Annotated in this window: 23 protein-coding genes and 1 tRNA gene; 14 read left to right on the top strand and 10 right to left on the bottom strand. The window is 66.6% G+C overall.

Annotation, left to right across the window (positions count from 1 at the left end):
• Positions 1-70: 70 nt before the first annotated feature.
• Positions 71-1228, bottom strand: coding sequence for an MFS transporter (locus A4F85_RS16560; protein WP_224986381.1), 1158 nt, complete (start codon positions 1226-1228; stop codon positions 71-73).
• Between the two features lie 727 nt (positions 1229-1955).
• On the opposite strand from A4F85_RS16560, the gene A4F85_RS16555 reads away from it, so the two are divergent.
• The 4 genes from A4F85_RS16555 (at position 1956) to A4F85_RS16540 (ending at position 7036) form a co-directional block, all read left to right on the top strand.
• Positions 1956-3152: an imelysin family protein gene (locus tag A4F85_RS16555; protein ID WP_013804069.1), complete on the top strand. Its 1197-nt coding sequence runs from the start codon at positions 1956-1958 to the stop codon at positions 3150-3152.
• Positions 3153-3256: 104 nt separating this feature from the next.
• On the top strand, positions 3257-4768 hold the full coding sequence (locus tag A4F85_RS16550) for a di-heme oxidoreductase family protein (RefSeq protein ID WP_063327196.1): 1512 nt from the start codon (positions 3257-3259) through the stop codon (positions 4766-4768).
• A complete protein-coding gene (locus A4F85_RS16545; protein ID WP_063327195.1) occupies positions 4768-5853 on the top strand; it encodes an imelysin family protein in 1086 nt (361 codons plus the stop codon). The genes A4F85_RS16550 and A4F85_RS16545 overlap by 1 nt, the downstream gene beginning before the upstream one ends.
• Positions 5837-7036 carry a DUF1513 domain-containing protein gene (locus A4F85_RS16540; protein ID WP_063327194.1) on the top strand — a complete coding sequence of 400 codons (1200 nt, stop codon included), beginning with the start codon at positions 5837-5839 and terminating at the stop codon, positions 7034-7036. The genes A4F85_RS16545 and A4F85_RS16540 overlap by 17 nt, the downstream gene beginning before the upstream one ends.
• Positions 7037-7326: 290 nt before the next feature.
• On the opposite strand, the gene A4F85_RS29775 is transcribed toward A4F85_RS16540, so the two are convergent.
• The 6 genes from A4F85_RS29775 to A4F85_RS16515 all read right to left on the bottom strand — a co-directional run bounded on the left by A4F85_RS29775 (position 7327) and on the right by A4F85_RS16515 (position 13122).
• Positions 7327-7491, bottom strand: coding sequence for a hypothetical protein (locus A4F85_RS29775; RefSeq protein WP_162269877.1), 165 nt, complete (start codon positions 7489-7491; stop codon positions 7327-7329).
• 482 nt (positions 7492-7973) lie between these two features.
• Positions 7974-8050: transfer RNA gene (locus tag A4F85_RS16535), tRNA-Met, on the bottom strand.
• 129 nt (positions 8051-8179) lie between these two features.
• Positions 8180-8959, bottom strand: a complete 780-nt coding sequence (locus A4F85_RS16530; RefSeq protein WP_012203459.1) for an enoyl-CoA hydratase — start codon at positions 8957-8959, stop codon at positions 8180-8182.
• A gap of 74 nt (positions 8960-9033) precedes the next feature.
• Positions 9034-10983: a M61 family metallopeptidase gene (locus A4F85_RS16525; protein WP_063327193.1), complete on the bottom strand. Its 1950-nt coding sequence runs from the start codon at positions 10981-10983 to the stop codon at positions 9034-9036.
• Positions 10984-11113: 130 nt separating this feature from the next.
• Complete coding sequence (locus A4F85_RS16520) at positions 11114-11830, bottom strand: DsbC family protein (RefSeq protein ID WP_034390564.1); 717 nt, start codon at positions 11828-11830, stop codon at positions 11114-11116.
• Between the two features lie 146 nt (positions 11831-11976).
• A complete protein-coding gene (locus tag A4F85_RS16515; protein ID WP_172642969.1) occupies positions 11977-13122 on the bottom strand; it encodes an FAD-dependent monooxygenase in 1146 nt (381 codons plus the stop codon).
• Between the two features lie 175 nt (positions 13123-13297).
• Here A4F85_RS16515 and A4F85_RS16510 point away from each other — a divergent pair, with 175 nt between their 5' ends.
• The 4 genes from A4F85_RS16510 (at position 13298) to A4F85_RS16495 (ending at position 16911) form a co-directional block, all read left to right on the top strand.
• Positions 13298-14164: an MOSC domain-containing protein gene (locus A4F85_RS16510; RefSeq protein ID WP_063327192.1), complete on the top strand. Its 867-nt coding sequence runs from the start codon at positions 13298-13300 to the stop codon at positions 14162-14164.
• Between the two features lie 69 nt (positions 14165-14233).
• A complete protein-coding gene (gene ychF, locus A4F85_RS16505; protein ID WP_012203464.1) occupies positions 14234-15328 on the top strand; it encodes a redox-regulated ATPase YchF in 1095 nt (364 codons plus the stop codon).
• Positions 15329-15487: 159 nt separating this feature from the next.
• Entirely contained in the window at positions 15488-16030 is a 543-nt protein-coding gene (locus A4F85_RS16500) for a CbrC family protein (RefSeq protein WP_063327191.1), read from the top strand.
• 5 nt (positions 16031-16035) lie between these two features.
• A complete protein-coding gene (locus A4F85_RS16495; protein WP_063327190.1) occupies positions 16036-16911 on the top strand; it encodes an SMI1/KNR4 family protein in 876 nt (291 codons plus the stop codon).
• A 142-nt stretch (positions 16912-17053) separates the two neighbouring features.
• Here A4F85_RS16495 and A4F85_RS16490 read toward each other — a convergent pair whose 3' ends face one another.
• The 3 genes from A4F85_RS16490 to A4F85_RS16480 all read right to left on the bottom strand — a co-directional run bounded on the left by A4F85_RS16490 (position 17054) and on the right by A4F85_RS16480 (position 20445).
• Positions 17054-17824: an IclR family transcriptional regulator gene (locus A4F85_RS16490; protein ID WP_063327189.1), complete on the bottom strand. Its 771-nt coding sequence runs from the start codon at positions 17822-17824 to the stop codon at positions 17054-17056.
• A gap of 97 nt (positions 17825-17921) precedes the next feature.
• On the bottom strand, positions 17922-19454 hold the full coding sequence (locus A4F85_RS16485; RefSeq protein ID WP_269447123.1) for an FAD/NAD(P)-binding protein: 1533 nt from the start codon (positions 19452-19454) through the stop codon (positions 17922-17924).
• Between the two features lie 25 nt (positions 19455-19479).
• Complete coding sequence (locus A4F85_RS16480; protein ID WP_063327187.1) at positions 19480-20445, bottom strand: Bug family tripartite tricarboxylate transporter substrate binding protein; 966 nt, start codon at positions 20443-20445, stop codon at positions 19480-19482.
• 212 nt (positions 20446-20657) lie between these two features.
• Between A4F85_RS16480 and A4F85_RS16475 the strand changes: the two genes are divergently transcribed.
• The 6 genes from A4F85_RS16475 to A4F85_RS16450 all read left to right on the top strand — a co-directional run bounded on the left by A4F85_RS16475 (position 20658) and on the right by A4F85_RS16450 (position 26693).
• Positions 20658-21824, top strand: a complete 1167-nt coding sequence (locus A4F85_RS16475; RefSeq protein ID WP_063327186.1) for a CaiB/BaiF CoA transferase family protein — start codon at positions 20658-20660, stop codon at positions 21822-21824.
• Positions 21821-22540: an enoyl-CoA hydratase/isomerase family protein gene (locus A4F85_RS16470; protein ID WP_063327185.1), complete on the top strand. Its 720-nt coding sequence runs from the start codon at positions 21821-21823 to the stop codon at positions 22538-22540. The genes A4F85_RS16475 and A4F85_RS16470 overlap by 4 nt, the downstream gene beginning before the upstream one ends.
• Before the next feature lie 27 nt (positions 22541-22567).
• Complete coding sequence (locus A4F85_RS16465) at positions 22568-23407, top strand: CoA transferase subunit A (protein ID WP_063327184.1); 840 nt, start codon at positions 22568-22570, stop codon at positions 23405-23407.
• Entirely contained in the window at positions 23404-24138 is a 735-nt protein-coding gene (locus tag A4F85_RS16460; protein ID WP_063327183.1) for a CoA-transferase subunit beta, read from the top strand. Before A4F85_RS16465 ends, A4F85_RS16460 begins: the two co-directional genes overlap by 4 nt.
• A 23-nt stretch (positions 24139-24161) precedes the next feature.
• On the top strand, positions 24162-25655 hold the full coding sequence (locus A4F85_RS16455; RefSeq protein ID WP_063327182.1) for a class I adenylate-forming enzyme family protein: 1494 nt from the start codon (positions 24162-24164) through the stop codon (positions 25653-25655).
• 87 nt (positions 25656-25742) lie between these two features.
• Positions 25743-26693, top strand: coding sequence for an NUDIX hydrolase (locus A4F85_RS16450; protein ID WP_034390572.1), 951 nt, complete (start codon positions 25743-25745; stop codon positions 26691-26693).
• Positions 26694-26727 lie beyond the last annotated feature (34 nt).

Genomic DNA, 26727 nt, shown 5'->3' with positions numbered 1-26727 from the left:
AAAAAAAGAGCTGCCATCGGCAGCTCTTTGCATTGTGGGGCATCGTTCCGAGCCGGAGGATCTGAGCCGCTCAGGACAGCTCGCGTCCCTTGAGTTCGGGGATCAGGAAGGCCGTGGCCAGCATGTCCAGCACATAGATGGCCGCCAGCAGGGCGATCGCCACCTGGAACGAATAGCTCATGGCCAGTGCACCGATCACCACCGGGCCCAGTCCGCCCACGGCGCGGCCGATGTTGAACAGCACGTTCTGCGCGGTGGCGCGCGCCTCGGTGGGGTAGGCCTCGCTCATCACGGCGCCGTAGCCGCCCATCATGCCGTTGACGAACAGGCCCATGAGGGCCCCCGCCCAGAGCATGGCCGTGGGGTCGGACAGCTGCGAATAGAGCACGACCATGATGACCGAGCCCAGCTGGAAGATCAGGAAGCTGGGCTTGCGGCCGATGCGGTCGGCCAGCTGGCCGAAGACCCAGATGCCGACCATCATTCCCACCACGGTCACGGCAGTCCAGATCGAAGACTTGGTCAGGCTGAAGCCCAGTTGCTTGGACAGGAAGCTGGGCATCCAGATCATGATGCCGTAGTAGCCGAAGTTCTGGACCGAGGTCAGCACGATCACGCCCAGGCTGACCTTGGTCGTGGCGCGGTCCTTCACCAGCAGCTTCAGGCTTTGCAGCACCGGCACGCGGGCCGAGGGCGTGGCGGACTGCTGGCGCTTCACGAAGACTTCGGGCTCGTGCAGCTTGTTGCGGATCACCCAGGCCACCACGGCCGGTATCACGCCCACCAGGAACATGCCGCGCCAGCCGATGAGGGGCAGCAGCAGCGGCGTCAGCAGCGCCGCACCCAGCACGCCCATTTGCCAGCCCAAGGCCACGTAGGACGAGACGCGGGCGCGGTGGCGTGCGGGCCAGGCCTCGGCGGCCAGTGCCATGCCGATGCCGAACTCGCCGCCCAGGCCGATGCCCGCAATCGTGCGGTAGGCCAGCAGATCCCAGTAGCCCTGCGCGAAGGCGCACAGGCCCGTGAAGACTGCGAACAGCATGATGGTCCAGGTCAGCACGCGGATGCGCCCGTAGCGGTCGCTGAGCAGGCCGAAGAAGATGCCGCCGAACACGGCACCGATCAGCGTCCAGGTCACCAGCGAGCCGGCCTGGCCCGGCGTGAGGTGCAGGTCGGCCGAAATGGCCGACAGCATGAAGCCCAGGATCAGCAGGTCGAAGCCGTCCATGGCATAGCCCACGGCCGAGCCGGCCAGGGCCTTCCAGCTGTAGCCATTGACCTGGGTGGCATGTGTGCCGACATGCGTGTCTGTGCTGGCGCCGGCAGCAGTGGCTGCGAGCGCCCCGGAGGAAGTGGTGGTCACGTGAAAATCCTTGAAAGCCAGGACGGCGCGCGCTCTCGCTGGGGTGCGGCACCACGCAAAACGCCTGCGCCGCCGGCTGGGCCGGCGTGCGGGCACGCTGCGCGTGTGCGGCATCCTGGAGTGGCGATGGGCACGGGAAATCCTGGTGGGAAAACAAGCTGGGCGGCCGGCATGCCGGAGCATGGCAGGGGCTGCGCGCAAAGACAGAGCGCAAGGTGCAGCGCCAAAAGACCGCTTCTGCAAAAAGCGAAAGCCCTGAAATCGGCCGGGCGATCAGGGCTTGGAGGCGGTGGGCAGGCCCTGCGAGGAGAGGGCGGCCCATGCGAGCGGGCGCAATGGTAAGGCAAGTCGCCAGCCAAGGCAAGTTGCGGGGCTTATGCCAGGGCGCTGGGTCTTTGGCCGGGGCGCCAAGGGTGCTCGTGCTAGGCTGGCGCCCGCTGCGGCCATTGCGCCGCTGGCGCGCCCCATTACTGCCCGGGTCCGTCTATGACCTTGCGGTGCAGTGCGGCGATATCTCGCAGGTTTTGCCAATAAAAACAATTCTCATTACAGTTTGGCATTCCGAGTTCTCCAACCTCCGATCCTTTCTGCCATGCATCCCATCCTGATTGCAGCCGCCCTGGCCCTGGGCGCGGCCGCCCCGATGAGCCAGGCCGCAGCCGCCGGCACCGTTCAACAGCCCGTGAAGAAGAGCCTCTCCGTTGCGGAGGTGGTCAAGCATTACGGCACCCTGGTGCACGCCAATTACTCGGACTCCATCAGCTCCGCCAAGACCATGCAGAAAGCCATTGCGGCCTTTCTGGCGGCGCCCAGCGAGCAGGGCCTGAACCAGGCACGCAAGGCCTGGCTGGATGCCCGGGAGTACTACGGCCAGACCGAGGCCTTCCGCTTCTACGCCGGTCCCATCGACAACGATGAAGGACCCGAAGGCCAGATCAACGCCTGGCCCATGGACGAGTCCTATGTGGACTATGTGGAAGGCAATCCCAACGCCGGCATCATCAACAACCGCAAGGAAGCCATCACCAAGAAGCGCCTGGCCGAGCTCAACGAGCATGACGGCGAGGAGAACGTTTCCACCGGCTGGCACGCCATCGAGTTCATGCTCTGGGGCCAGGACCTGAACGACAAGGGGCCGGGCGCGCGTCCGTACACCGACTTTGTCGATGGCAAGAAGTCCAATGCCGACCGCCGCCGCGAGTACCTGAAGGTGGTGACCGCTCTGCTGATCGAGGACCTGCAATCCGTGGCCGACCAGTGGAAGCCCGGCTCGCCCAAGAACTTCCGCGCCCAGTTCGAGAAAAAGCCCGATGACGCGCTGCGCCGCATCTTCGTGGGCCTGGGTTCGCTGTCGCGCGGCGAGCTGGCCGGCGAGCGCCTGGAAGTGGCCCTGGCCAGCCGCGACCAGGAAGACGAGCACTCCTGCTTCTCGGACAACACGCACCGCGATGCGGTGACCAATGCCCAGGGCATCCTCAACGTCTGGCAGGGCAGCTACAAGCGCCTGGATGGCAGCGAGCTGCAAGGCCCGGGCATCAAGGACTGGGTGGCCTCCAAGGACAGCGCGCTGGCCGACAGGACCACGCGCCAGATCACGCAGTCGGTGCAGGCGGCCCAGGCCATTCCCGCGCCGTTCGACCAGGCCATACAGGGCGCGCGCGACTCGGCCTCGCGCGCCAAGATCCAGGCCACCATCGACAGCCTGGTCCAGCAGAGCAAGGATCTGGTGGAGGCGGCCAATGCCGTCGGCATCACCCAGCTCAACCTGGTGGACCCCAAGGCCAACTAAAAGAACATCCACGCCAGCGTCCATCCATTCCTGCGCCCATGTGCCAAGGCCGCCGCCCCCGAAAGGGTTCGGCGGCCCTGGCTTTTCCAGGGACGTCCCCACCCATGAATCTCTCCCCCTCGCTGCTGGTCGCTGCCTCCCTGGTCCTGATGGGCTGCTCGGCCCAACAGCAGGACACGGTGGCTGCCGCTCCAGCGCGCGCGCCAGTACCGCAGCCTGCTCCCGATCCAGCTCCCGATCCAGCTCTTTTGTTCGCGGCACCCGGCGAGCCCCTGCCCCCGGGCGGCCAGACCACGGTCCACGCCACGGGCCGCAACGCCTTCTCGCTGCCCGCCGCCAACCTGGAGGATGCAGAGCGCACGCGCTTCGTCATCGGCAACTCCTTCTTCAAGCGCAACTGGGTGCAGGCGCCGGCCTCCACAACGGCGCGCGATGGCCTGGGCCCGCACTTCCTGGCGCGCTCCTGCGGCGGCTGCCATGTGCAGGACGGCCGTGCCCAGCCGCCCGACTTCCACAACCCGCTCAAGCCCCAGCCCTTCGCGGGCCTGCTCATGCGGCTGTCCATTCCGGGCGAAGGCCCGCACGGCAGCCCGGTGCCGGACCCGGTCTATGGCGACCAGTTCAATACCGAGGGCGTGCTGGGCGTCAAGGGCGAGGGCCAGCTGCGCATCCGCTATGAACAGGTGCACGGCCGCTTTGCCGACGGCACGGCCTACACACTGGAAAAGCCGGTCTACGAGCTGGCTGCGCTCAACTACGGCCCCCTGGCTGTCAACCTGATGACCAGCCCGCGCATTGCGCCCCAGGTCATCGGCCTGGGCCTGCTGGAGCACATCCCGGAGTCCGAGATCCTGGCCAACGCTGCCGCCCAGGCGGCCCTGGGCGGCCCCATCAAGGGCCAGCCCAACTATGTCTGGGATGCCTACGGCGAACGCATGATGCTGGGCCGCTTCGGCTGGAAGGCCAACGTGGCCTCCATTGCCCACCAGACGGCCTCGGCCTTCCTGGGCGATATCGGCATCACATCGAAGCGTTTCCCGCACCAGACCTGCACGCCCGCACAAAAGGACTGCCTGGCCGCGCCCGACGGCAACGGCGCCGAGGGCGTGGAGATCGAGGACCGCGTGCTGGACGACGTGATCTTCTACCAGGCCACGCTGGCGCCGCCTGCACGGCGCAACGCCAGCGACCTGGCCGTGCGCCGTGGCGAGGCACTGTTCCACCAGGCCCAGTGCGCACAGTGCCACCGGCCCTCGTACAAGACCGGCGGTGAGCTGTTCCCCGCGCTGTCGCCGGCACTCAGCAGCAAGGGGTTGTCGGGCCAGACCATTGCGCCCTACACCGACCTGCTGCTGCACGACATGGGCGATGCGCTGGCCGATGGCCGGCCCGACTTCAAGGCCTCAGGCCGCCAGTGGCGCACGCCGCCGCTGTGGGGCATAGGCCTGCTGCCCGATGTCAACAACCACCAGCGCCTGCTGCACGACGGCCGTGCGCGCGGCGTGCTCGAAGCCATCCTCTGGCACGGCGGCGAGGCCGAAGCCGCGCGCGAACAGGTGCGCCAGTTCAGCGCCGAAGACCGTGAAGCCCTGGTCAAATTTGTGGAGTCCCTCTGATGCAAGACATGCGCATGACCCCTCGCCAAATCCTTTGCGCCGCAGCCCTGGCGCTGCTGGCCGCCGCCCCGGTCCATGCCCAGGAAGTGGATGCCAACATGGCCATTCCCTTCTACAACACGGCCCACGCCGTGCAGGGGCTGTACGGTCAATGGTTCTCGCCCCAGGCCAAGGCCGCGCAGGCATCCGCCCAGGCGCTGAGCCAGGCGCTGCGCGCGCACTGCACGGCACCTGCGGCACCTGCGGGATCGGCTGCCGCCACGCTGCAGACGGCGCGCCAGGCCTATGTGCAATCGTCGCGGCAGTGGAGCAGCCTCTCGGCCGTGGCCCTGGGGCCGCTGGTGGAGCGCCGCTCGGCACGTCTGGTGGACTTTCGCCCCATGCGCCCGGCCCTGCTCAAGAAGGCCATACAGTCGGCCCCCGCCGACTTGGCTGCCATGGAGCGCATCGGCGCACCCGCCAAGGGATACCCGGCGCTCGAGAACCTGCTGTGGACCCAGCCCGTGGAGCCGCAGACGCCGGCCTGCGCCTATGCCACCCTGGTGGCCGAGGAAATCGGCGCCGAGATGGGCATTCTCAGCAACGGCTTTGCCAAGCTCGCGGCCCAGGATTGGTCCGAGGACGGCGATGCCACCACCGAAGCCATGGCCGAGTTCATCAACCAGTGGGTGGGCGGCCTGGAGCGCCTGCGCTGGGCGGACATGGAAAAGCCTTTGCGCAGTGCGGGCAGCAAACCGCCTGCCTGGGAGCATCTCGCCAGCGGCAGCACCCTGGAGATCTGGCGCGCGCACTGGCAGGGCCTGCGCACGTTGGCCGTGAGCGTGGACCGCAAGGTGCCCCAGCCCGGCGTGGACATCGTGCCCATCGAGTCCTACCTGCGCGGCCGTGGCCTCAACCCGCTGGCCGACCGCTGGCTCAAGGCCGTCAACGAGGCCGATGCCGGCATGCGCGCCCTGACCGAGCCGACCGCCAAGGCCGTCGATGCCGCGACCAAGCCGCTGTCGCGCCTCAAGCGCCTCATGGAAGGCGAGGTGGCGCCTGCGCTGGAAGTCAACATCGGGTTCTCGGATGCCGACGGGGATTGAGCAGGCGCTGAATCGCCGCCGCTGGCTGCAGGGCATGGGGCTGCTGGCTGCCATGCCGCTGGCAACTTCCCATGCGGCCAGGCCGTCCGGACCGGCACGGTCGCTGGCTGCGGCCTGGATGCAGGGCGAGCAGATGCGTGTCGGTATCGTGCAGGCCAGTGCGCAGGTGGACAGGCCGCTGCAGGTGCTGCAGGCCCTGGATGTGCCCACGCGCGCCCATGGCATGGCCGCGCTGCGCGACGGCTCCGTGGTCTTCGCCAGCCGCCGCCCCGGTGACTGGCTGGTGCGCCTGAAGCCGGGACAGGCCACCGAGGATGCGCAGTGGCAGTGGATAGAGCCCGACCGCTTCTTCAACGGCCATGTCATCGAAAGCGCCGATGGCCGCCATCTCTACACCACCGAGACCGACCTGGAAGATGCCCAGGGCCTGATCGGCGTGCGCGATGCCATCACCTTGGAGAAGATCGCCGAATGGCGCACGGGCGGCATGGACCCGCACCAGTTGCTGCTGGACGCCGACGGCACGCTGATGGTCGCCAACGGCGGCATTCCCACGCAGTCCGAAACCGGCCGACGCAAGCTGCAGCTGGACCACATGGATTCGTCCATCGCACGGCTGCTGCCGGCCGAAGGCGGCGCCCGTGCCGGCCTGTGGAAGCTGGACGACAACCGCCTGAGCCTGCGCCACCTGGCCTGGGGCCCGCAGGTCGCCCACGCGCCCGCGCGCCGCTGGCTGGGCATTGCGCTGCAGGCCGAGCACCGCGACACCGAAGCGCGCGCCGCTGCGCCCGTGCTGGCCCTGTTCGATGGCCACCGTTTGCATGCCGTGCCCCTGCCCGAAGGGCGCGAGCCCCTGGCAGGCTATGGCGGCGATATCGGTTGCGACGGCCAGCTCTTCGCCGTCAGCTGCCCGCGCGTGAACACCGTCACCTGGTGGCAGGTGCCCGACAGCAGCCAGGCCAGCGGACGCTGGCTGCGTGGCGATGCCATGCCGGGCGTGTACTGCGTGGCCAACGCAAGTGTCTCGCTGGATGCCAAGGGCCGGCCCCTGCCTGCCGAGCCCGCGCTGTGGATGGGCGGTGCACGCCAGGCCCAATTGCGCCAGCGCGGCCAGGTGCTGCGCACGGTGCCGGTGCCTGGAATGGCGTTGGATAATCACTGGATTGCGCTCATGCGTCATTGACGCAGTTTGGTGCAATCTCATATTTGATATTCAAGCGGGCGTCACATGACGGCCGCTTGAATTTTACTATGCCTGGATATCTTGCAAGAATTCACGGATTCCATGCTTCATCCTGTTTTTCAGATGCCGATCCTGTTGAAATCAACTTCTGGTTGATATTCAATGAATGTGGGCTCAGCTCCCGGTACTGAATCCCTATGAAATTGATTCAAGTCCATTGAATCAATTTCCTGATCGTCGCTGCCATGACTACTGCCATGACTACTGCCATGGCAGCGTGCCAGATGGCCTCAGGTCTTCTGGATCAACTTCCATGTGACAGCATGACCATTGTGCGGTGGCATGGTGTTGCCCTTTGCAATGGGTGCTGTGGTCGAAGGTTTGTCCTGGGACTCCCAGGTGCCACTTTCTGGACAATTTTCACCTGTTTTGGCGAGTGTGCCGATTTCTGCCATTGAAATACTCCTTGAAAAAGCAGCAAAAGACTGCATTGAGATTAGATCAAATTAATGCGTGCCGCACAAAGGAGGTTAATTTTGTGGCTAGGAATGATCTTAGTGATATTTTCTGATTTCTGGGAATAGTCCGATGGATTTTTCGCGTTGCTCGAAAAATACGAGTGCCTGGCATGTTTTTCCGTTGAAAATCACAGTGAATCCATATTTCTAGGATTTTTCTGATTTTTGGGGAGAGTGCAGCGCAGCACAGGTTGTGCTTGTTGCGACCGCCGAGCCACGCAGTTGCGTGGGGCCTGGCTGGGCTGGTGCAAGTGCCGAAAGAAATGTTGTTCATCCCGCGTTGCTGGCTGGCAGCAGGCATCCCGGGATGCGCTGCTGACCGGGGGCAAGAGGGCGTGTCGTCGCAGTTGTCCGGCGCGGACGCATGCGATGGGCAAGAAAAAAGGGTCTACGTTTGCACGTAGACCCTTTTCTTTGTTTGGTGGCGCTTCACGGATTCGAACCGCGGACCTGTGGATTATGATTCCATCGCTCTAACCGACTGAGCTAAAGCGCCGTAAGACCTAAATTATATGCAGAATTTTCGGCCCGTCCGGCAAGTTGTGCAAATTTCTCGAAATTTCTTTGCGAGAGGCTTGCTGCGCCTTGCCGGAAGACGCGCATTGTAGCGCGACTTTCAGCCCGCTCAGAGATGCTTGAAGCTGGCGGGACGCTTGTTGACGAAGGCGTCCATGCCTTCCTTCTGGTCCTGGGTGGCGAACAGCGCGTGGAACAGGCGGCGCTCGAACATGACGCCGTCGGCCAGCGAGCCCTCGAAGGCGCGGTTCACCGATTCCTTGGCCGCCATGACGGCAATCTGCGAGAAGCCGCTGATGATGATGGCGGCGCCCAGCGCCTCGTCCATGAGCTTGTCGAAGGGCACGACACGGCTGACCAGGCCGGCGCGCTCGGCCTCGGTGGCGTCCATCATGCGGGCCGTGAGGGCCATGTCCATGGCCTTGGACTTGCCCACGGCGCGCGGCAGGCGTTGCGTGCCGCCGGCGCCGGGGATCACGCCCAGCTTGATTTCCGGCTGGCCGAACTTCGCGTTGTCGGCGGCGATGATGAAGTCGCACATCATGGCCAGCTCGCAGCCGCCGCCGAGGGCAAAGCCGCTGACGGCGGCGATCACGGGCTTGCGGATGGAACGGATGGCTTCCCAGTTGCGCGTGATGTAGTCGCCCTTGTAGGCGTCGGCAAAGCTGTACTTGGCCATGGCGCCGATGTCGGCGCCAGCCGCAAAGGCTTTCTCGCTGCCGGTGATGATCATGCAGCCGATGGCCTCATCGGCATCGAAGGCCTGCAGGGCCTGGCCCAGCTCGTCCATGAGCTGGTCATTGAGCGCGTTGAGCTGCTTGGGGCGGTTGAGCGTGATGATGCCGACCTTGTCGGCTTCGACGCGAACTTCAATCATTTCGTAGGCCAAGGGAGTCTCCTGCTGGGGTTGTCGTCGTGATCCTCAAGAATAACCGGCCGGCGGCGCGGGGCGGCCTGCGCCGTTCAGGGCATGGCGGGCGCCTGCGCGCTGCCCGTGTGCCCGGCCAGCCAGCGTCCAGCGGTCTCCTCGTCCGTGATTTCCAGTCCGAGATTGCTGGGGGCGGGCGCCGCCAGGGTGCCGGATGTGGCAGCTTTTGCATCGCCGTTGTCCGTTTTCTCCACCATGGCGGCGGCCTCGGACAGCAGGCCCGAGCCCCAGGGCAGGGTCAAGGCCAGGATCTGCCGGTCGCGGGCCACCCAGGCGACGATGTCCAGGGCCGTGCCTGCATAAAGCGCCACGTCGTCCAGCCGGGTGATGCGCCAGCGCGCGGGCTGTGAATCCTCGGCGCCGGTGGGCAGCTCGATGGCCAGCCATTCGTCGCCCGCCATGAAGCCTGCGCGCTCGGCCATGCTGCCGCGCAGCACGGTCTTGATGGTGATGCCCTGGCTTTCCTGCACGCGCAGGCCCAGGCGCTGGGCAGTCTGCGCCGGTTCGGCCTTGGCCTGCACGCCGTGCGCGGCCAGCAGCTCGGCCAGTGGCAGGTCGTCGGTGCCGTGCACCCATTGCGTGATCTCGGGCGCGAAGCTGCGCCCGCCCAGGTCCTGCAGCACGGCCAGCACGTCGGCCTCGCGCATGGGGCCGCCCTGGCAGCGCTGCCACAGCGCGCGCATCACGTCGTCCAGCGTGCTGCGGCCTTCGCGGCGCAGTTGCAGGTCCAGGGCCAGTGCGACCAGGCAGCCCTTGGTGTAGTAGCTGACGGTCTGGTTGGGCGTGTTCTCGTCCTGGCGGTAGTACTTGACCCAGGCGTCATAGCTGGCCTGGGCCACGGACTGCAGGTGTCGGCCCGGCGTCTGCAGCACCTGGTTGATGGTGCGCGTGATGAGCTTGAGGTACTGGGCGTTGTCGATCAGGCCGGCGCGGCGCAGCAGCAGGTCGTCGTAGTAGCTGGTGAAGCCCTCGAAGAACCACAGCAGCTCGGTGTAGTTCTCCTGCCCGTAGTCGTAGCGCGCGAATTCGGCCGGGCGCAGGCGCTTGACGTTCCAGGTGTGGAAGTACTCGTGGCTGATCAGGCCCAGCAAGGTGGTGTAGCCCTCGGCGGCCTTGCGCTCGCCCACGCGCGGCAGGTCGCGCCGGCCGCAGATCAGGGCCGTGGAATTGCGGTGCTCCAGGCCCCCATAGCCGTCATCGACCACGTTGAGCATGAACACGTAGCGCTGCATGGGCGCGGGCGTGGCCTGCTCGCCCGTACCGTGCCAGAAGGCCAGCACGGTCTCGCAGATCCTGCGTGCATCGGCAATCAGGCGCGCGCCGTCGAAGCTGGGCGCGGCGCCCGCCACGATGAAGCTGTGCGGCACGCCCGCGGCCACGAAGTCGCCACGCCAGAAGCTGCCCATCTCCACGGGGCAGTCCACCAATTCGTCGTAGTGGGCGGCGCGGTACAGGCCCCAGCCGCGCGCATCGGTGTCCACGGCGTCCAGGCCGGTCGCCACCTGCCACGATGCGGTGGCGTCCGACGCAAGCAGCTGCAGCGTGTGCGGCGTGTCTTCCTGGCCGTGCACGCGCAGGCACAGGCTGGTGCCGTTGAAAAAGCCGCGGCGGCGGTCCAGCCAGGCCGTGCGCACGGAGCTGTCATAGGCGCAGAACTGGTAGCTGAGCACCAGGGGCGTGTTGGCGTCGCAATCGGCCTGCCAGAGGTTCTTGCCCTGCTGGGCCAGCGCGACGGGGCGGCCGTCCTGCTCGGCAGACAGGCCCTGGAGGTTCTTGGAGAATTCCCGCACCAGATAGCTGCCGGGAATCCAGACCGGCAGCGACAGGGTCTGGCCAGCGGCCGGACGGGCGATGTGCAGTTGCACGCTGAACAGGTGCGCGTCCACATCAAGGGCCTGCACGCGGTAGTGGATGTCCGCTGCGGCAGTGGCAGCGGCAGCGGCAGCGGCGGTGGCGGTGGCGGTGGCGGCGAGGGGAGAGGTCATTCGGGCTCCTGCAGGTGTGGCCTGGAGGCTGCCCGGGCCCGCTGCGGCGGGCTGGAGCCGGGAAGCTCCGGCTAAGGGGGATCAGGTGGGCGGGCCCGGCGTCCATGGCGCCGGGCCCGCCCGGTGGCGGTCAGCGCGCGGCTGCGGCTGCGGCCAGGTTCTTCTCGACTTCCTGGGCGCTGATGGCGCCAGGCACGCGGGTGTTGTTGGTGAAGATGACGGTGGGCGTTCCCGTGATCTTGTACTTGCGCCCAAAGGCCAGGTTGCGCTGCACGGCCGAGGTGTCGCACTGGGCGGCGGCCGGCACCTTGTCGCGCAGCATGTGGTCAGCCCATGCACCGGCCTGGTCCTTGGCGCACCAGATGTTGCGCGACTTCTCGGCCGAGTCGGGGCTCAGGATGGGGTACAGGAACAGGTAGATGGTGACGTTGTCCACGGTCTGCAGGTCGCGCTCGAAACGCTTGCAGTAGCCGCAGTTGGGGTCTTCGAACACGGCCATCTTGCGCTCGCCCTTGCCGTGGACGATGGTCACGGCGTCCTTGAGCGGCAGCTGCTTGAAGTCCACCGCCGTCAGCTGGTTCATGCGGTCTTCGGTGAGATTGCGGCGCGCCTTGGTGTCGATCAGCTCGCCCTGGATCAGGTAGTTGCCCTTGGCGTCCGTATAGAACAGGTCCGTGCCGATGCGCACCTCGAAGAGGCCGGACATGGGCGTGGGGCGGATTTCGTCGATCTTTTCCAGCTGGGGAATGCGCTCGGTCAGCGTCTTGCGCAGGTTGGCGTCCTGGGCATGGACACCGAGGCTCCAGGTCAGGCTGGCGGCCGTCAGCAGGCAGGCGAAGAGTTTCATGGCAATGCGATGGGTGGGCGGGGCCGCGTTCAGGCCGGCCGCGCCGTGGTTGAGGGGGATTGCGCGGCGCGGGGCGCCACGGAGCAGGGGTACGAGTCGCAAAACGGCAAAGGGTTCAACGGCACGGAATCGGCTTGGCTCCAGGCTCAGGCGCCGCTGCGCGGGTCCAGGCCCATGGCCTGGCGCGCCATCCAGTCCTTGAGCGGGCCGAAGCGCTCGAAGCCCTTCATGCCCCAGTTGCGCAGCATCTGCACCGGAACCTCGGAGCGGCTGAACAGCTGCTGCAGCCCGTCCATGGCCAGGCCCATGGGCGCCAGCGCGGCCTTGCGCTCGCGTTCATAGCGGCGCAGCAGGCGCAGATCGCCGGTGCTGCGCCAGTAGCCGCGCTCCTGCAGCACGCGTGCCAGCGCCTGCACATCGCCCAGGCCCAGGTTCAGGCCCTGGCCTGCCAGCGGATGCACGTTGTGGGCGGCGTCGCCCACCAGCACCCAGCTGCGGGCCGAGCGTGCATCGCCGTCGGGCATGGAGCCGCACCAGTGGTCGGCCACGGCCTGCTGCAGCGGCCACGCCATGCGCGGTGCGCTCAGCTCCAGCCGCCCCAGCGCTCCCTGGCTGATGGCTTCCAGCCGCGCGGTGAAATCCTGTGTGTCGGCGGCCAGCCAGCCGTCGGCCAGTTCACGGGCGATGGACCAGACCACGGCCACGCTGTGGCCTTGCGGGCCGTCCAGTGGCAGCAGGGCCAGGATGCCTTCGGGCGTGAACCACTGTCGCGCCACCTGTCCGTGCGGCAGCTCGCAGTGCAGCCGGGTGGCGATGGCGTGCTGTGCATAGGGCGTGACGGCGAAGTCCACGCCGAACTCGCTGCGCGTGCGGCTGGCGCGGCCCTCGCAGATGGCCGTCAGCGGCGCGGCCACCGGCTGGTCCACCACCTCGACCATGGGCTGGTAGCGCACGGCCTCGGCCAGGCGCTGCTCCAGCGCGGGCACATCGACGATCCAGGTCAGGGCCTCGACATCCTGGCTGGCTGCGTCGAACAGCACATGGCCGTCCAGGTCGCCAAAGACCTCCATTTGCGTCACGGGCGTGGCGTGCTGGTCATCGGGCCAGCAACGCAGGCTGTCCAGCAGGCCGCGTGCGCTGGCATTGAGCGCGTAGGCGCGCACATCGGGCGCGTTGCCGGTCGGCGCGGCCACCACCAGGGCCACGCGCAGCCGTTCCCGGGCCAGCAGGAGAGCCAGGGTCCGGCCTGCAATGCCGGCCCCGCGTATACATACATCAAAGGTTTGCGCCATGGCCGGCATTGTAGGAGTCCGGGCCATGCCGGGGATTCCAACTGGCGCAAACTCCGGCATTGGCATGACCTGCCGCAGCCTGCGTCGCCATCTGGCATATTGCCGCCCATCGCATGGCGCCATTCGCACCATGGATGGCATACACACTCCAGATTTCCCCAAAAAGAGCTATCCGATGTTTGACCAAGAAAGAGACGTGCAGGGCCGCATTGCCCAGTTGTGGGTATATCCCGTCAAATCCTGCGCGGGCATCGCGCTGCAAAGCAGCGGCGTCGGCGCCACCGGCCTGGCCTGGGACCGCCACTGGATGGTGGTCGATGCGCAGGGCGAATTCCTGACCCAGCGCGACCATCCGCGCATGGCCTGGGTACGCCCCGAGCTGGAGGCCGGGCACCTGGTGCTGCACTTTCCCCAGCAGCCGCCGCTGCGCATCGCGCTGCAGGCCACGGGGCCGGAGCGCCGGGCGCGCGTCTGGTCGGACTGGGTGCAGGCCTGGGACATGGGCCCCGAGGCCGCCCACTGGCTGACGCAGGCCCTGGGCGCGGATTGCGCCCTGGTGCGCTTCGACCCGGCGGCGCCGCGCCGCACCAGCGAGCGCTGGACCGGGGGTGAGGCAGCGCCCGTGCACTTTGCGGACGGCTATCCGCTGCTGGTACTGAGCCAGGCGGCCGTGGATGAACTCAACCAGCGCCTGCAGGCGGCCGGCCACGCCGCGGTGGACGCACGGCGCTTTCGCCCCAACATCGTGATCGAAGGCCTGGAGGCCCATGACGAGGACCGGGTCGACGGGCTCGACGTGCTCGATGCCCAGGGCCTGCGGCTGCGCATGGCCAAGCCCTGCACACGCTGCCCCATTCCCGACATCGACCCCGTCACGGCCGTGCAGGGCACCGCCGTGGGTGACGCCATCCGTACCTACCGCCAGGACGACCGTGTCGATGGCGCCATCACCTTCGGCATGAATGCCGTGCTGGAAGGCCTGCACGACGGGGCCGAACTGGTCGTTGGCCAGTCCGTGGCCGGCGACTGGCAGTTCGCCTGAAACGACAGGAAATGCCCGGTTGACTAAAATACGGGGTTTGTCCCCAGAATCCCTGTAGAAAGCCCTGCCATGAGCCTCAAATGCGGCATCGTGGGCCTGCCCAATGTGGGCAAGTCCACTCTCTTCAACGCGCTGACGAAGGCCGGCATCGCCGCCGAGAACTATCCCTTCTGCACCATCGAGCCGAACACCGGCGTGGTGGAAGTGCCCGATCCGCGCCTGCAGAAGCTGGCCGACATCATCACGCCCGAGCGCATCGTCCCGGCCATCGTCGAATTCGTGGACATCGCCGGCCTGGTGGCCGGCGCCTCCAAGGGTGAAGGCCTGGGCAACCAGTTCCTGGCCCACATCCGCGAGACCGACGCCATCGTCAACGTGGTGCGCTGCTTCGAAGACCCGAACGTCATCCACGTGGCCAACAAGGTGGACCCCATCGCCGACATCGAGGTCATCCAGACCGAGCTGTGCCTGGCCGACCTGGCCACCGTCGAGAAGGCGCTGAACCGCTACAGCAAGGCCGCCAAGTCGGGCAACGACAAGGAAGCCGCCAAGGTGGTGGCGCTGCTGACCCCCATCCAGGCTGCCCTGGACCAGGGCAAGCCCGCACGCACGGTGCCCGTCTCCAAGGAAGACGCGCCCCTGCTCAAGCAGTTCTGCCTGATCACCGCCAAGCCCGCCATGTTCGTGGGCAACGTCAGCGAAGACGGCTTCGAGAACAACCCGCTGCTCGACAGCCTCAAGGCCTATGCCGAGGCACAAGGCGCTCCCGTCGTGGCCATCTGCGCCAAGATCGAGGCTGAAATGGCCGAGATGAGCGACGAGGACCGCGACATGTTCCTGCAGGAACTGGGCCTGGAAGAACCCGGCCTGAACCGCCTGATCCGCGCCGGCTTCGGCCTGCTGGGCCTGCAGACCTACTTCACGGCCGGCGTCAAGGAAGTGCGTGCCTGGACCATCAAGGTCGGCGACACCGCCCCCCAGGCCGCAGGCGTCATCCACGGCGACTTCGAGCGCGGCTTCATCCGTGCCCAGACCATCGCCTTCGACGACTTCATCGCCTTCAAGGGCGAGCAAGGCGCCAAGGACGCGGGCAAGATGCGCGCCGAAGGCAAGGAATATGTCGTCAAGGATGGCGACGTGATGAACTTCCTGTTCAACGTCTGAGGCAACGGATGCCGCGGCAGAACTGCTGAAAAGCAGTTCTCGCCCACCTCAGGAAACCGCGCTTGTGCGCGGTTTTTTCATGCCTGGATCGATTCGGTCCCGCGCACCGAACGTCCATGGACAATGGCGCCTTTCCATTGGGGAAAGAGAGACCTTGAAATGGACCGCCCGCATTTCAGATTCCATCCCGGCGCCTACGAAACCGTCTTCGAGCAGGAAGAGGGTGTGTGTTCCTGCTGCGGACAAAACCGCAGCCTCAAGTACGAGGGCCCGTTCTACAGCCAGCAAAGCCCCGACTACCTGTGTCCCTGGTGCATTGCCAGCGGGCAGGCTTGCGAGACATACGACGGCGAACTTGTGGGATACACCGATATCGAAGGCGTGTCGCCTGATCCGGCCGACCCCGAGCCCACCATCGCCAGGGAACTGCTGCTGGAAATAGCGCAGCGCACGCCCGGCTACAGGGCCTGGCAGCAGCCCGTGTGGCTCACGCACTGCAACGCACCCTGTGTCTTCCTGGGTCACGCCGACAGGCAGGCCGTCGAGCCTTTCCTCGCTGAAGTCCTGCCCGACATCGAAGGCAGCTACAGGAACGATGCGCAGTGGATGCTGGAGCGCATGTCCACGGACGGCATGATTTCCGGCTGCCTTTTCCGGTGCGTGCATTGCGGCAGGCATCGGCTGCATATGGACGTGGGATGAATCCAATGACTACCTACGCCGACCTCTCCACCCAGACCGGCATTGCGCTGCCGCCGCTGTTGAGCGACCTCCTGGCATCGGGAAAGACCGTCTACGGTCCGGATTGGGCTGCCACCTGGCGCCAGCGCTGCCTGCAGGACCCGCCCCTGTTCATGAGTTGGCAGGACTTCGAATGGATAGACGCCGAAGCCAGCCGGGAAATCATCGAGGGCTGGCTTCATCCTGGCGCACAGAACGGCCGGAGCTTTCTGCCATTCGCCCAGTCGGGCGCCGGCGATGCCTGGTGCCTGACGCCGCTGGACACGCATGGCGTGGGCGTGGCGCTGGTGTTGCACGATGACGAGGCCAGCAGTCTTTCGCACGCCTGCTTCGATGACTTTGTCTGCGCGGGATTTCTGCAGGCCTTTGCGGACCTGAGCGATCAGCTGGATGACTTCTCGCAGCCGGAGGCCTTGCAACTGTTGCGGGCCGATGTCGCACAGACCGCGCGCTTCATGACGCAGGAGTTGGGCGACTATCTGCAGGATTTCTGCCGGCGTCCCTTGGAGATCAGGCCTTGGCGCGACGGGCCCCGGGCGCGTGTTCGCCAGGTGGCTTCATTGATTTCACAGGATGAATTGGCGGCCGAACTGGGCCGGCTGCCTGCCGTGGACCTTTCCTTTCCCGTCGTGGCGCGCTGGGAGGTGCGTTCGGTGGAGGAGGGAGACGCGCTGCACGGCCCTGCGCCAGAGCCCGCAAAGATCGACTGGCGCACCCTTGCCGCCGACCCCCTGCAGAAGATGGCGGCCATCAGGGCCTGCCAGAGCGAGCATGGCTGCAGCCTGGGACAGGCCAAGGCCATGGTGGACCAGTACATCGGAAGCTTGGACCGCCATGCCTGAACGCGGGCGGACCGGCCCCTGCAACCCACCATAATCACCCATCCCGCCAACCGACCGCCCCGACCTCGAGCGTGAACTGGGATGCAGGGATGATCAAACGGCCAAGCCTCCAGGCCACGGGTCAGTGGATCTATGAGTCCGTTCAGACCGATTCGCCGAAATACCCGCGCGTATACCCCAGGGCCTTCGAGAGTTGCGCGGCGGCGTCGATGACGCGCGGCGCCATCTCCTTCATGCGGGCCACGCTCAGGCGGTCCAGCGGTCCCGAAATGCCGATGGCGGCCACGGGACGCTCGAAGGCGTCGTAAACGGCTGCGGCCAGGCCGCCAACGCCTTCGCGCCATTCCCCGCGATTGACCGCATATCCGACGCGAAGCGCCTTGGCGCATTCGGCCTTCAGAAGCTCCTTGCTCACGATCGTGTTTGGCGTGAACCTCGGCAAAGGGTCAGGTAGCCGGTCAAGGTACTGCGCGGGCTGCGCCGCCAGCAGGGCCTTGCCCGTGGCCACGGCGTAGGCGGGAGCGCGGCCACCGATCATCGAGTAGGCGCGTATGGGCTGGATGCTGTCTATCTTGTCCACGTAGATGACATCCTGCCCTTCAAGCACCGACAGATGGACCGTCTCCGCGCTTTCCTCGGCCAGTACCGCCATGAAAGAGGGAGCGATCTTGCGCAGGTCGAGCTGCCCCAGCTGGCGCACGCCCAGTGCATACATCTTGGTCGTGCTGCGAAAGCCCCCGCCTGCCGGGTCGCGCTCCACGTATCCGGCGTGGATGAGGGTCTGCAGTGTCCTGTGCGCATTGCTTCGGGTGAGGCCCACGCGGGCCGCCACGTCGTCGATGACGCGTGCCTCGCCCTGCATCTCGGCAATGGCCTCCAGCACTGCCAGGCCCTTGAGTAGCGTTTTGTCCATGCAATGAATCCCAAATGTTGGGATGAGCTTAGCACGCATGGCGTCGCTCACGGCCCGGACAGCATCTTTGCGAGCCCGCTCGCGCCGTGCCCGGGGATCAGATGGGGCAGGTTCGCTCGGCCCGAGTTTCCGATGCGCACAACTCCTGGACCAGTCGGCCGGCCACTCCCCGTGCGAGCCGTGCGTTGACATCCATGGAGTTGGTCCAGAAGTAGGTTCCTGCCGCCATGGTGCCCAGCACGCTGATGTCCGCATTGATGCTGCCGTCGGACCGCATCAGATTTCCGGTCGCGAAATCCACGCACAAGCCGCCGAAGCGGTGAGGGCAGGCTTCGCCCCGGTCCAGCAGGTTGCGCAGCAATGGCAGGTCCGAGTGCCTGGCGTCCGCGGAAAAGCTCGTGGCATTGATGACCACGTCCGCTTGCAGCTCGGCCCTGTCCCGGGCCTGAATGCGGAACCGGTGGTGCTGGCCGGGGACCGGGTCGACGGACTGCAGGCCCGGCATCACCTGCAGGCGCCCCGCACGAAGCAGTGCCTGCAGCCTGCGTGCATTCTCGATGGGGAAGGTCACGCGGCGAGCCATCCAGATGCTGCGCAGCGTGGCGTCGAAGCGCTCGCGCCCGGCGTCGTCGAGCTGCTGCCAGATGGCGTCCACGACGGCGTTGAGCGCATTGCCCAGCGACTGCCATTGCCGTGGACGCGATGAGGACAGCGTGATTTCCTCTTGCAGATAGTCCGTGGCAGGGGGCGGTGCAGCCTGCAGGTCCAGGAGTTCGTCGAACGCTATGCCCTGGTGCGCCAGTTCGTCTGCGAGCAGACCCATTGCCTCTCGCAGTGTCAGGCGGCGGCCTTGGGCGACCCCTTCGGCAAGGGTGGCCACAAGGCGCGGACTCAGTGTGACGGGCTGGTTCTTCAGGCCCCTGACCGACGGAAGTCTGCCGTTGCGGGACATGCAGTACATCGGCCCCGTGTGGCCGGCTTCGGCAAGCGCCACCACGGCGTCGATGGCGCTCAGGCTCGTGCCCAGCACGCATACCGTCGCATCGCGAGGGATGCCACAGGCCAGTGCCCGGACCGGGTACGGGCTGTCGAAGTAGCCGGCGTGGCCGCGCAAGTCCTCGAACGCGGCCGAGCTCAGGTTGCCTATGGCGAGGATCACCCGTTGCGCGATGTGCTCTGCCTGCTGTGTCACGAGCCGGTAGCCGGCCGGCGGGTCTGCCCTGACATCGTGCACGGCCTCCCGGACGTGGCGGATGTCCACGCCCAACGTGGCCCCCGTGGCACAGGTTTCGCGGTAGACATCTTCCAGATAGCGGCCGAAAAGCGGGCGCGGCAGAAACGAGTCGTGCGTGATCTGCTCGCCCTGGAAATGGGTGATTGCCTGGCGGTGGAGCCAGCGCAGAAAGTGTTGCCGGTCATCTTCGGCGACGGACATGCTGCCGGCCGTGACGTTCAGAAGATTGGTGGGTGCGTCGTCGGCATAGGCCGCTCCACTGCCGACGGCAGGGGCCGGCTCGAAGACCAGCACCTGCAGCCGAGGGAGGGCGCTTTGTGCCTGCACTCGCGCACGCACCAGATGGAACAGGAAGGATGTGGCCACGGAGCCGCCTCCCACGACGGCAATTCGCATGCTTTGCATGAGGGTGCCGTTGCGTTCACTGCACCTGGGCAGTCTTTTGAACCTGGCCCCACTTGGCCAGCTCGGCCTCGATGAGCCGGGTGGTGTGTTCGGGACTGCTTGCGTAGGCATCGGCGCCCTGCTTTTGCAGCGTCTGGCGTACTTCGCGCATCTTTGCGATCTCCTGCATGGCCTTCGAGAGCTGGCCCACGATGGCCGGTGGTGTGGCCTTGGGCGCGAGCAGCCCGTAGTAGGTCGTGACTTCGAAATCCGGGAAGCCCGATTCCTTGAGCGTGGGCACGTCGGGCAGCATGTCGCTGCGCCTGGCGCTGGTCACGGCCAGGATGCGCAGCTTGCCACTGCCGATCTGCGAGGCCAGTGCCGGCAGCGTCTCGAAGACCAGGTCGATCTGGCCACCCAGCAGATCGGCGACAGCGGGCGCGCTTCCCTTGTAGGGGATGTGCACCAGCTTCATGCCGGCCGCCTGCTGGAAGTACTCCCCCGTCATGTGCTGGGTGGAACCATTGCCTGCGGAACCATAGGTCAGGCCTTTGCCGCCGGCCTTGCCGAGCTTGACCAGCTCGGCCACGGAATGGGCGGGCAGGTCGCTGCGCACCGCGATGGCCAGAGGCACCGAGCTGCCCATGGAGACGCCGGTCAATGCCGTCATCAGGTCGTAGGGAGGCTTTTGCGTGGGGATGACCGCGTGGATGGCCAGGCTGCCAATCGCTCCGAACAACAGGCTGTAGCCGTCGCCGGCGCTGTTGGCCACGGCCGTGGCGCCGATTTCGCCTCCGGCGCCTGCCCGGTTTTCGATGACGAAGGGCTGGCCCAGCCATTGACCCAGGTACTGCGCATAGACGCGTGCCGTGATGTCGGTCGCGCCGCCGGGCGGGTAGGGCGTGACGACGCGCACGGGCTTTGCCGGCCATTGCTGTGCGAGCAACGGCCCCGAGCAGGCCATGCCTGCGATGCCTGCCAGGATTTGGCGTCTGTGAATCATCTTTTGTCTCCTTTTGCCCTTGGGGTCGATGGGTTTCTGATCGCTGTCGGCTTGAATTCAGTTCTTTGTTTATTCCCAAAAATTAGGATTGATGTCTCATAATTTGTTGACATCATGGGCGCCGCTGGTAGGATTTGTCAACGCGGCAACACCTTGGCGATAACCCCAGCCAACCGCACACGCCGACCACGCCCCTCGTTTCTGGAGACAACATGAGCCATCAACTGCCGCTGGACGGCATCAAAGTGATCGAGATCTGCAACGTGGCGGCTGGGCCTTTTTGCGGAATGCTCCTGGCGGACCTGGGGGCCGAGCTGATCAAGGTGGAGAACCCGCAAGGCGGTGACACCCTGCGCAGCTGGCCACCCATCAGTGACGGTTACAGCGAGAACTTCGCCTCGCTCAATCGCAATAAGAAGTCGGTCACCCTCAACCTCAAGGAGGCCGGCGATGTGCAACTGCTGCGCGAGCTGGTCCGGGGTGCCGATGTGCTCATCGAGAACAATCGCCCCGGTGTCATGGACCGCCTGGGGCTGGGCTACAAGGACCTGCAGGCCCTGAACCGGCGCCTGGTCTACTGCTCCATCTCGGCCTACGGACAGTCGGGGCCGCGGTCCGGGGAAGGCGGGTTCGATCTCACCGTCCAGGCCATGAGCGGCATCATGAGCATCACCGGGGAGGAGGGCGGCGCTCCCGTGAAGTGCGGCGTGCCGCTGGCCGATTTCTCCGCGGGCCTGTATGCCGCTTTCTCCATTGCGGCGGCATTGCGTGCGGCGCAGGCCAGCGGACAGGGTGTACATCTGGATGTGCCAATGCTGGGCGCCACGCTGGGTATCGCGGCGCTACAGACATCGGAGTACTTCGGCAGCGGGCGTGACCCGCGCGCGCTGGGCTCGGCCCATCCCCGCAACGCGCCGTACCGCGTCTTTCGCTCGTCCGATGGCTACTTCGGCATGGCCGCCGGCAACAACGCGCTGTGGCGTTCGGTCTGCGAAGTGGTCGGCAAGATGGCGCTGCTGGATGATGCCCGTTTCCTGACGCCGACGCTGCGTGCCCAGCACCAGGATGCTCTGCTGGAGATCCTTGAAGAGGAGTTCGTGCGCGCCGACACGGCGACCTGGCTGCAGCGCTTTCGCGACGCGGGGGTTCCCTGCGCGCCCATCAATCGGTACTCGGAGGTGCTCGCCGACCCGCAGGTCGAGCACATGCAGTGGGTGCAACCGCTGGAGCTGCCCAACGGCGTGAAGACCAGGACCTTTGTCTCGCCCGTCCGCTTCGATGACCGCACGCTGGCGGTGCGGCTGCGGCCGCCTTCGCTGGGCGAGCACAACGAGCAGGTGCTGGGTCCGCTGCGCGATGGCGCAAAGGAGACGGTATGAGCGGCGTCCTGGATATCCAGGTCAGCGGCCACCGCTGGACTTTCACCCTCAACCGCCCCGACAAGCTCAATGCCCTCAACGCGGAGCTGGTCGACGCATTGCTGGAGGGGGTACGGCATGCCCATGCCCAGGGTGCTCGCCTGCTGGTCCTGCGGGGCGCTGGAAAGAGCCTGTGCGCCGGCTTCGATCTGTCCGACCTGGAGGCACAGAGCGAAGGCGATCTCGTCCTGCGCTTCATCCGCATCGAACAGCTGCTTCAGGCGCTTGCAACGTCGCCGGCATACACCGTCGCCCTGGCGCATGGCAAGGTGTACGGGGCTGGCGTCGACCTGTTCGCCGCATGCCGCCGGCGTATTGCCAGCGCACAGGGCATGTTCCGCATGCCCGGCCTGAAGTTCGGCCTGGTGCTCGGAACCCGGCGCTTCGCCGACCTGGTGGGAACGCAGAAGGCCTTGGACATCCTCGGCGCAAGCCGGCCGTTTTCCACGGACGAGGCCGTGCAGATGGGATTCGTCCAGCAGGTCCTGGCCCAGGAGGATTGGCCGGGCGTGGTGCAGGAATGCGAAGCGCTGGTCGTTGAACTCGAGGACGAGGCCCGGGCCTCGCTGTATCGCGCGCTCGATACGGTACAGGCGGATGCCGACCTGGCGCATCTGGTGCGTTCCGCCGCGCGGCCAGGGTTGAAAGACCGGCTGCGCAAGTATCTGGGCCAGTAGTGGAGCAATTTTCACAAGGACCAACCCATGCCTTCTGGATTCGTCGGAAAAAACAAATGTGTTCCCCTGCAGGAACTCGTCTCGCGCGTACCGGACGGGGCCTCCCTGGCCATCGGCGGGAGCTTTCTTCACCGTGGCCCGTTCGCCTTCGTGCGCGAACTGATCCGCCAGGGCAGGACCGGCCTTGAAATCATCAAGCAGTCTCCCGGCTACGACATCGACATTCTTTGCCGGGCCGGGGCCGTCAGAAAGGTGCGGGCCGGCATCGTCGCGATGGAGGGCAACTTCGGCCTGGCGCCCTGGTACCGCCGGGCCGTCGAGCGCCAGGAAGTCGTTCTTGAAGAGCATGCCTGCGCGAGCCTGACCGCCGGGCTGCGCGCGGCGGCGTACGGCATCCCCTTTCAGCCGTGCGCTGGCTTGCACGGAAGCGACCTGCCCGCCTTGAACGGCTGGGTGAGCCTGCCGGACCCGTACTCGGATCGCGCACCGGTGTACGCCATCCCGGCCATCGAGCCGGACTATGCGGTGCTGCTTGCCTCGGAGATCGACCGGCAGGGGAACGTGCGCATTGCGGGAACACCGCATTGGGACCGCATCATGAGCCGTGCCTCACGCAGTGTGCTGGTGGTGGCGGAAAAGCTGGTGGACACGCAGATATTCCAGGACAACCCGGAGTCCACCGTCGTGCCGTATTTCATGGTCGAAGCCTTCTCCGTCGTCCCCGGCGGCGCCTGGCCAGGCTCATGCTGGCCCAGCTATCCGATCGATTACCCCGCGGTCGAAAGCTATCTGGCCGAGGGCGACGAAGCCCTGGCCGCGCACCTGGCGAAAGCGCCCGAGGCAGCAACACAGGAGAAGGCACGATGAGCGCGAACTGGTCCGGTTTTTCATACATCGCCATCAACCTGGCCCGGTTCATCCGGCCCGGCGAGATCACGTTCAGCGGCGTCAATTCCACCTTGCCCATGCTGGCCTGCCTGCTGGCCAAAAAGACGCTGGATGAGGACTTCATCTACATCAACGTCGCGGGCGGCGTGGACCCCGAGCCGTCCAGCGTCCCGCTGTCGAGCTCGGACCCCGTGCTCGCGCAGCGCAGCGCGTCCATCTTCGCCAACGAGGACTTCTACGACCTGTGCTGCCGCGGGCGCATGGATTTGACGTTTCTTGGCGCGGCGCAGATCGACGGCGAGGGGTGCGCCAACAACTCGGCGATCGGCGACTGGCACAGGCCCAAGGTGCGCCTTCCCGGTGGAGGCGGCGGCGCCGTCATGCTTCCCACCGCCTTGCGTGCGTGCACCTGGCGTACCGAGCATTCGACGCGCACCCTGGTGAACAAGCTCGACTTTCGCACCTCGTGGGGAGGCTTTCATGGAGTGGTCACTCCGATCGCGACCTTCATCAAGCGCGACGGACGCCTGGCGCTGGATTCATGGCACCCGCAGGCTTCCCTCGAAGAAGTGCGCGAGCGCACGGGTTTCGAGTTTGACGCCAGCACGGCGCATCCCACCGACCCGCCAACGCAGCGCGAGCTCCAGGCCCTGGCCTCGCTGGACCCTGACGGGCAGTTCGAGCGCGATGCACGCGTGAGCCTGCGCTGAGCCGCACCGGACAGGAGCTGCCAATGACCGACGAATTCGAATCCCTGGTCGCGGCCTTTCATCGCCGCTGGCAGTCGCCAGGGTGGGCCGCAAGGCCCGCGCTGGTGGCGCAGGGCGGTGTCCTGAGCTACGGAGCCCTCGCGCAGCGGGTGGGCGTGCTGGCCGGTGGCCTGCGGGCTGCCGGGATACGCGAGGGCGACCGTGTGGCCATTGCCGTGCCGCGGTCGCTGGACCTGGCCTGCGCACTGCTTGCGACCCTGGTGGCCGGCGCCTGTCCCTGCGTGCTGGAGCCCGGGCTTGGCGCCGAGGAGACCGCAAGGCGTTTTGCGGCGACGGCCATGACCTGGCTGGTGCATGACCGGAGCCACCATGACGACCCGTGTCTGGCGGCCGTTGCGCAGGTACGGCGCATTGCATTGGAAAGCCTTGCTCCCGATGTGCAGCCGTACTGGGCTTGCACATCGGGCCCCCGGGACTGTGCCTACCTGCTGTTCACTTCCGGCAGCAGCGGCAAGCCCAAGGGCGTGCTGCAAAGCCACCTGGGGTTGCGGGTCAACGCGGACGGCATCGTCCGGCACACGGGGCTCGGCCCGCAGGACCGGCTGCTGCACACCATGCCGCTGCACCACACCAATGGCGTCAACAACCAATTGCTGGCCCCACTGCTGGCGGGCTCGACCGTCGTGCTGGCGGAGCGCTTCAAGGCGCAGGACATGCCGGCGCTGATGGAGCGGCATCGGCCCACCGTGATCACGGGAGTGCCGACCATGTACTCGCGCATGCTCGCGTTCGAGTTTCCGCCAGCCTCGCTGGCCGCCTTGCGCATGGCGCGCTGCGGCTCGGCCCCCATCACCGAGGAGCTGCACAGGCGGGTCGAGGAAAAGTTGGGCGTGCCCCTGGTCGTGTCGTACGGGCTCTCGGAAGCGACCTGCACCTCTGCGATGAATCCGCCGCTCGCGCGCAGGGTAGGCTCCGTGGGCACGGTGCTGCCGGGGCAGCGGGTCTTTCTTGCCAGGCCGGGCGGTGCCGAGATCGAAGATCCCCTGCAAGAAGGAGAAATCTGCATCAGCGGACCCACCCTCATGCTGGGCTATCTCGAAGAGGGGACCGCAGGCGCGCCCGCCGACCCCGGGCCGGCACTGCGCACCGGAGACCTGGGGCGCTTCGATGCCCAGGGGTATCTGTACATCACCGGCCGCATCAAGGATGTGATCATCCGCGGCGGCGAGAACCTCTCTCCCAACCTCATCGAAGGCGTGCTTGCGAAGGTGCCGGGCGTACGCGCCTGCTGTGTCGTGGGCCGGCCCGATGCCGACCTGGGCGAGGTGCCGTGCGCCTTCGTCGTGAGAACCGGCGACGAAACGGGACGTGCACTCACGGAGCAGCACCTGGCCGCTGCGGTGCTGGGCGAGCTCTCGCGGATGCATGCACCCGTCGCCTACCACTACGTTGACGCCCTTCCGGAAAATTCCGTAGGGAAGGTGGACAGGAAGATCCTCAAGGCCGCGCTGGCCTGAGTGGCCGGGCGGGCAGGGCGGCAGCCGGCCGCAGCGGCGGCAACCCACCATAATCACCCATCCCGCCAACCGACCTCCCTCACCTTCGTGCCCCACCCCACCAGTCCCGCAGCCTCTCCCATCCATGCCGAACTCGTTGCCGTGCTGGCCGCGGTGACTCAGGGCACACCGCGCGTGCTGACCACGGCGGACGGGCAGTTGCTGCCGGCGGGGCCGTTCGAGGTGGGGCACCGTTCGCTGCAGGCCGGCCTGCGCGCCTGGGTGGAGGAGCAGACCCATCACCCGCTGGGCTACATGGAGCAGCTCTACACCTTTGCCGATGGCGATCGCACCGATGCCAGCGGGGCGCGCGTGATCTCGGTCAGCTACCTGGGGCTGACGCGCGAATCCGCGGACCGCAGCGCGGGGCAGGCCGTCTGGCAGGACTGGTACCGCTACTTTCCCTGGGAAGACTGGCGCAGCGGCGAGCCGGCCCTGCTGCGCTCCCACATCGCTCCGCGCCTGCATGCCTGGATGGCCGAGGCGCGCGGCGCCCAGCGTGCGCTGCGGCGCCAGCGCGCGGACATCGCCTTCGGCCTGGACGGCGGGCCCTGGAACGAGGACATGGTGCTGCAGCGCTACGAGCTGCTGTACGAGGCCGGACTGGTGCAGGAGGCGGCCCACCGCGTCCATGGCGCGGCCGCCATGCTGCCCGGCGAGGCCATGCACCACGACCACCGCCGCATCCTGGCCACGGGCATGGCGCGGCTGCGCGCCAAGATCAAGTACCGGCCCGTGGTGTTCGAGCTGATGCCGCCCGAGTTCACGCTGCTGCAGCTGCAGCAGACGGTGGAGGCCCTGGCCGGGCGCGGGCTGCACAAGCAGAACTTCCGCCGCCTGATCGAGCAGCAGGATCTGGTCGAGGAAACCGGCCAGCTCACGGTGGGCTCGGCGGGCCGGCCGGCCAAGCTGTTCCGCTTTCGCAGCGATGTGCTGCTGGAGCGGGCCATCTCCGGCAGCAAGCTGCCCCTGGCCAAGGGCATCGACGGTTCCCCCTGAGCCGCACGGCACTTGCCCGATTGTGACAATGGCT

Source organism: Delftia sp. GW456-R20 (genome assembly GCF_001622915.1).
GTDB lineage: Bacteria > Pseudomonadota > Gammaproteobacteria > Burkholderiales > Burkholderiaceae_C > Comamonas > Comamonas acidovorans.
This window is presented reverse-complemented; position numbering and strand designations above follow the sequence as displayed.

Bases quoted from the DNA above. Each gene is read 5' to 3' on its own strand.
- A4F85_RS16560 (WP_224986381.1), bottom strand. From the start codon at position 1,228: ATGGACGGCTTCGACCTGCTGATCCTGGGCTTCATGCTGTCGGCCATT.
- A4F85_RS16555 (WP_013804069.1), top strand. From the start codon at position 1,956: ATGCATCCCATCCTGATTGCAGCCGCCCTGGCCCTGGGCGCGGCCGCC.
- A4F85_RS16550 (WP_063327196.1), top strand. From the start codon at position 3,257: ATGAATCTCTCCCCCTCGCTGCTGGTCGCTGCCTCCCTGGTCCTGATG.
- A4F85_RS16545 (WP_063327195.1), top strand. From the start codon at position 4,768: ATGCAAGACATGCGCATGACCCCTCGCCAAATCCTTTGCGCCGCAGCC.
- A4F85_RS16540 (WP_063327194.1), top strand. From the start codon at position 5,837: ATGCCGACGGGGATTGAGCAGGCGCTGAATCGCCGCCGCTGGCTGCAG.
- A4F85_RS29775 (WP_162269877.1), bottom strand. From the start codon at position 7,491: ATGGCAGAAATCGGCACACTCGCCAAAACAGGTGAAAATTGTCCAGAA.
- A4F85_RS16525 (WP_063327193.1), bottom strand. From the start codon at position 10,983: ATGACCTCTCCCCTCGCCGCCACCGCCACCGCCACCGCCGCTGCCGCT.
- A4F85_RS16520 (WP_034390564.1), bottom strand. From the start codon at position 11,830: ATGAAACTCTTCGCCTGCCTGCTGACGGCCGCCAGCCTGACCTGGAGC.
- A4F85_RS16515 (WP_172642969.1), bottom strand. From the start codon at position 13,122: ATGGCGCAAACCTTTGATGTATGTATACGCGGGGCCGGCATTGCAGGC.
- A4F85_RS16510 (WP_063327192.1), top strand. From the start codon at position 13,298: ATGTTTGACCAAGAAAGAGACGTGCAGGGCCGCATTGCCCAGTTGTGG.
- ychF (WP_012203464.1), top strand. From the start codon at position 14,234: ATGAGCCTCAAATGCGGCATCGTGGGCCTGCCCAATGTGGGCAAGTCC.
- A4F85_RS16500 (WP_063327191.1), top strand. From the start codon at position 15,488: ATGGACCGCCCGCATTTCAGATTCCATCCCGGCGCCTACGAAACCGTC.
- A4F85_RS16495 (WP_063327190.1), top strand. From the start codon at position 16,036: ATGACTACCTACGCCGACCTCTCCACCCAGACCGGCATTGCGCTGCCG.
- A4F85_RS16490 (WP_063327189.1), bottom strand. From the start codon at position 17,824: ATGGACAAAACGCTACTCAAGGGCCTGGCAGTGCTGGAGGCCATTGCC.
- A4F85_RS16485 (WP_269447123.1), bottom strand. From the start codon at position 19,454: ATGCGAATTGCCGTCGTGGGAGGCGGCTCCGTGGCCACATCCTTCCTG.
- A4F85_RS16480 (WP_063327187.1), bottom strand. From the start codon at position 20,445: ATGATTCACAGACGCCAAATCCTGGCAGGCATCGCAGGCATGGCCTGC.
- A4F85_RS16475 (WP_063327186.1), top strand. From the start codon at position 20,658: ATGAGCCATCAACTGCCGCTGGACGGCATCAAAGTGATCGAGATCTGC.
- A4F85_RS16470 (WP_063327185.1), top strand. From the start codon at position 21,821: ATGAGCGGCGTCCTGGATATCCAGGTCAGCGGCCACCGCTGGACTTTC.
- A4F85_RS16465 (WP_063327184.1), top strand. From the start codon at position 22,568: ATGCCTTCTGGATTCGTCGGAAAAAACAAATGTGTTCCCCTGCAGGAA.
- A4F85_RS16460 (WP_063327183.1), top strand. From the start codon at position 23,404: ATGAGCGCGAACTGGTCCGGTTTTTCATACATCGCCATCAACCTGGCC.
- A4F85_RS16455 (WP_063327182.1), top strand. From the start codon at position 24,162: ATGACCGACGAATTCGAATCCCTGGTCGCGGCCTTTCATCGCCGCTGG.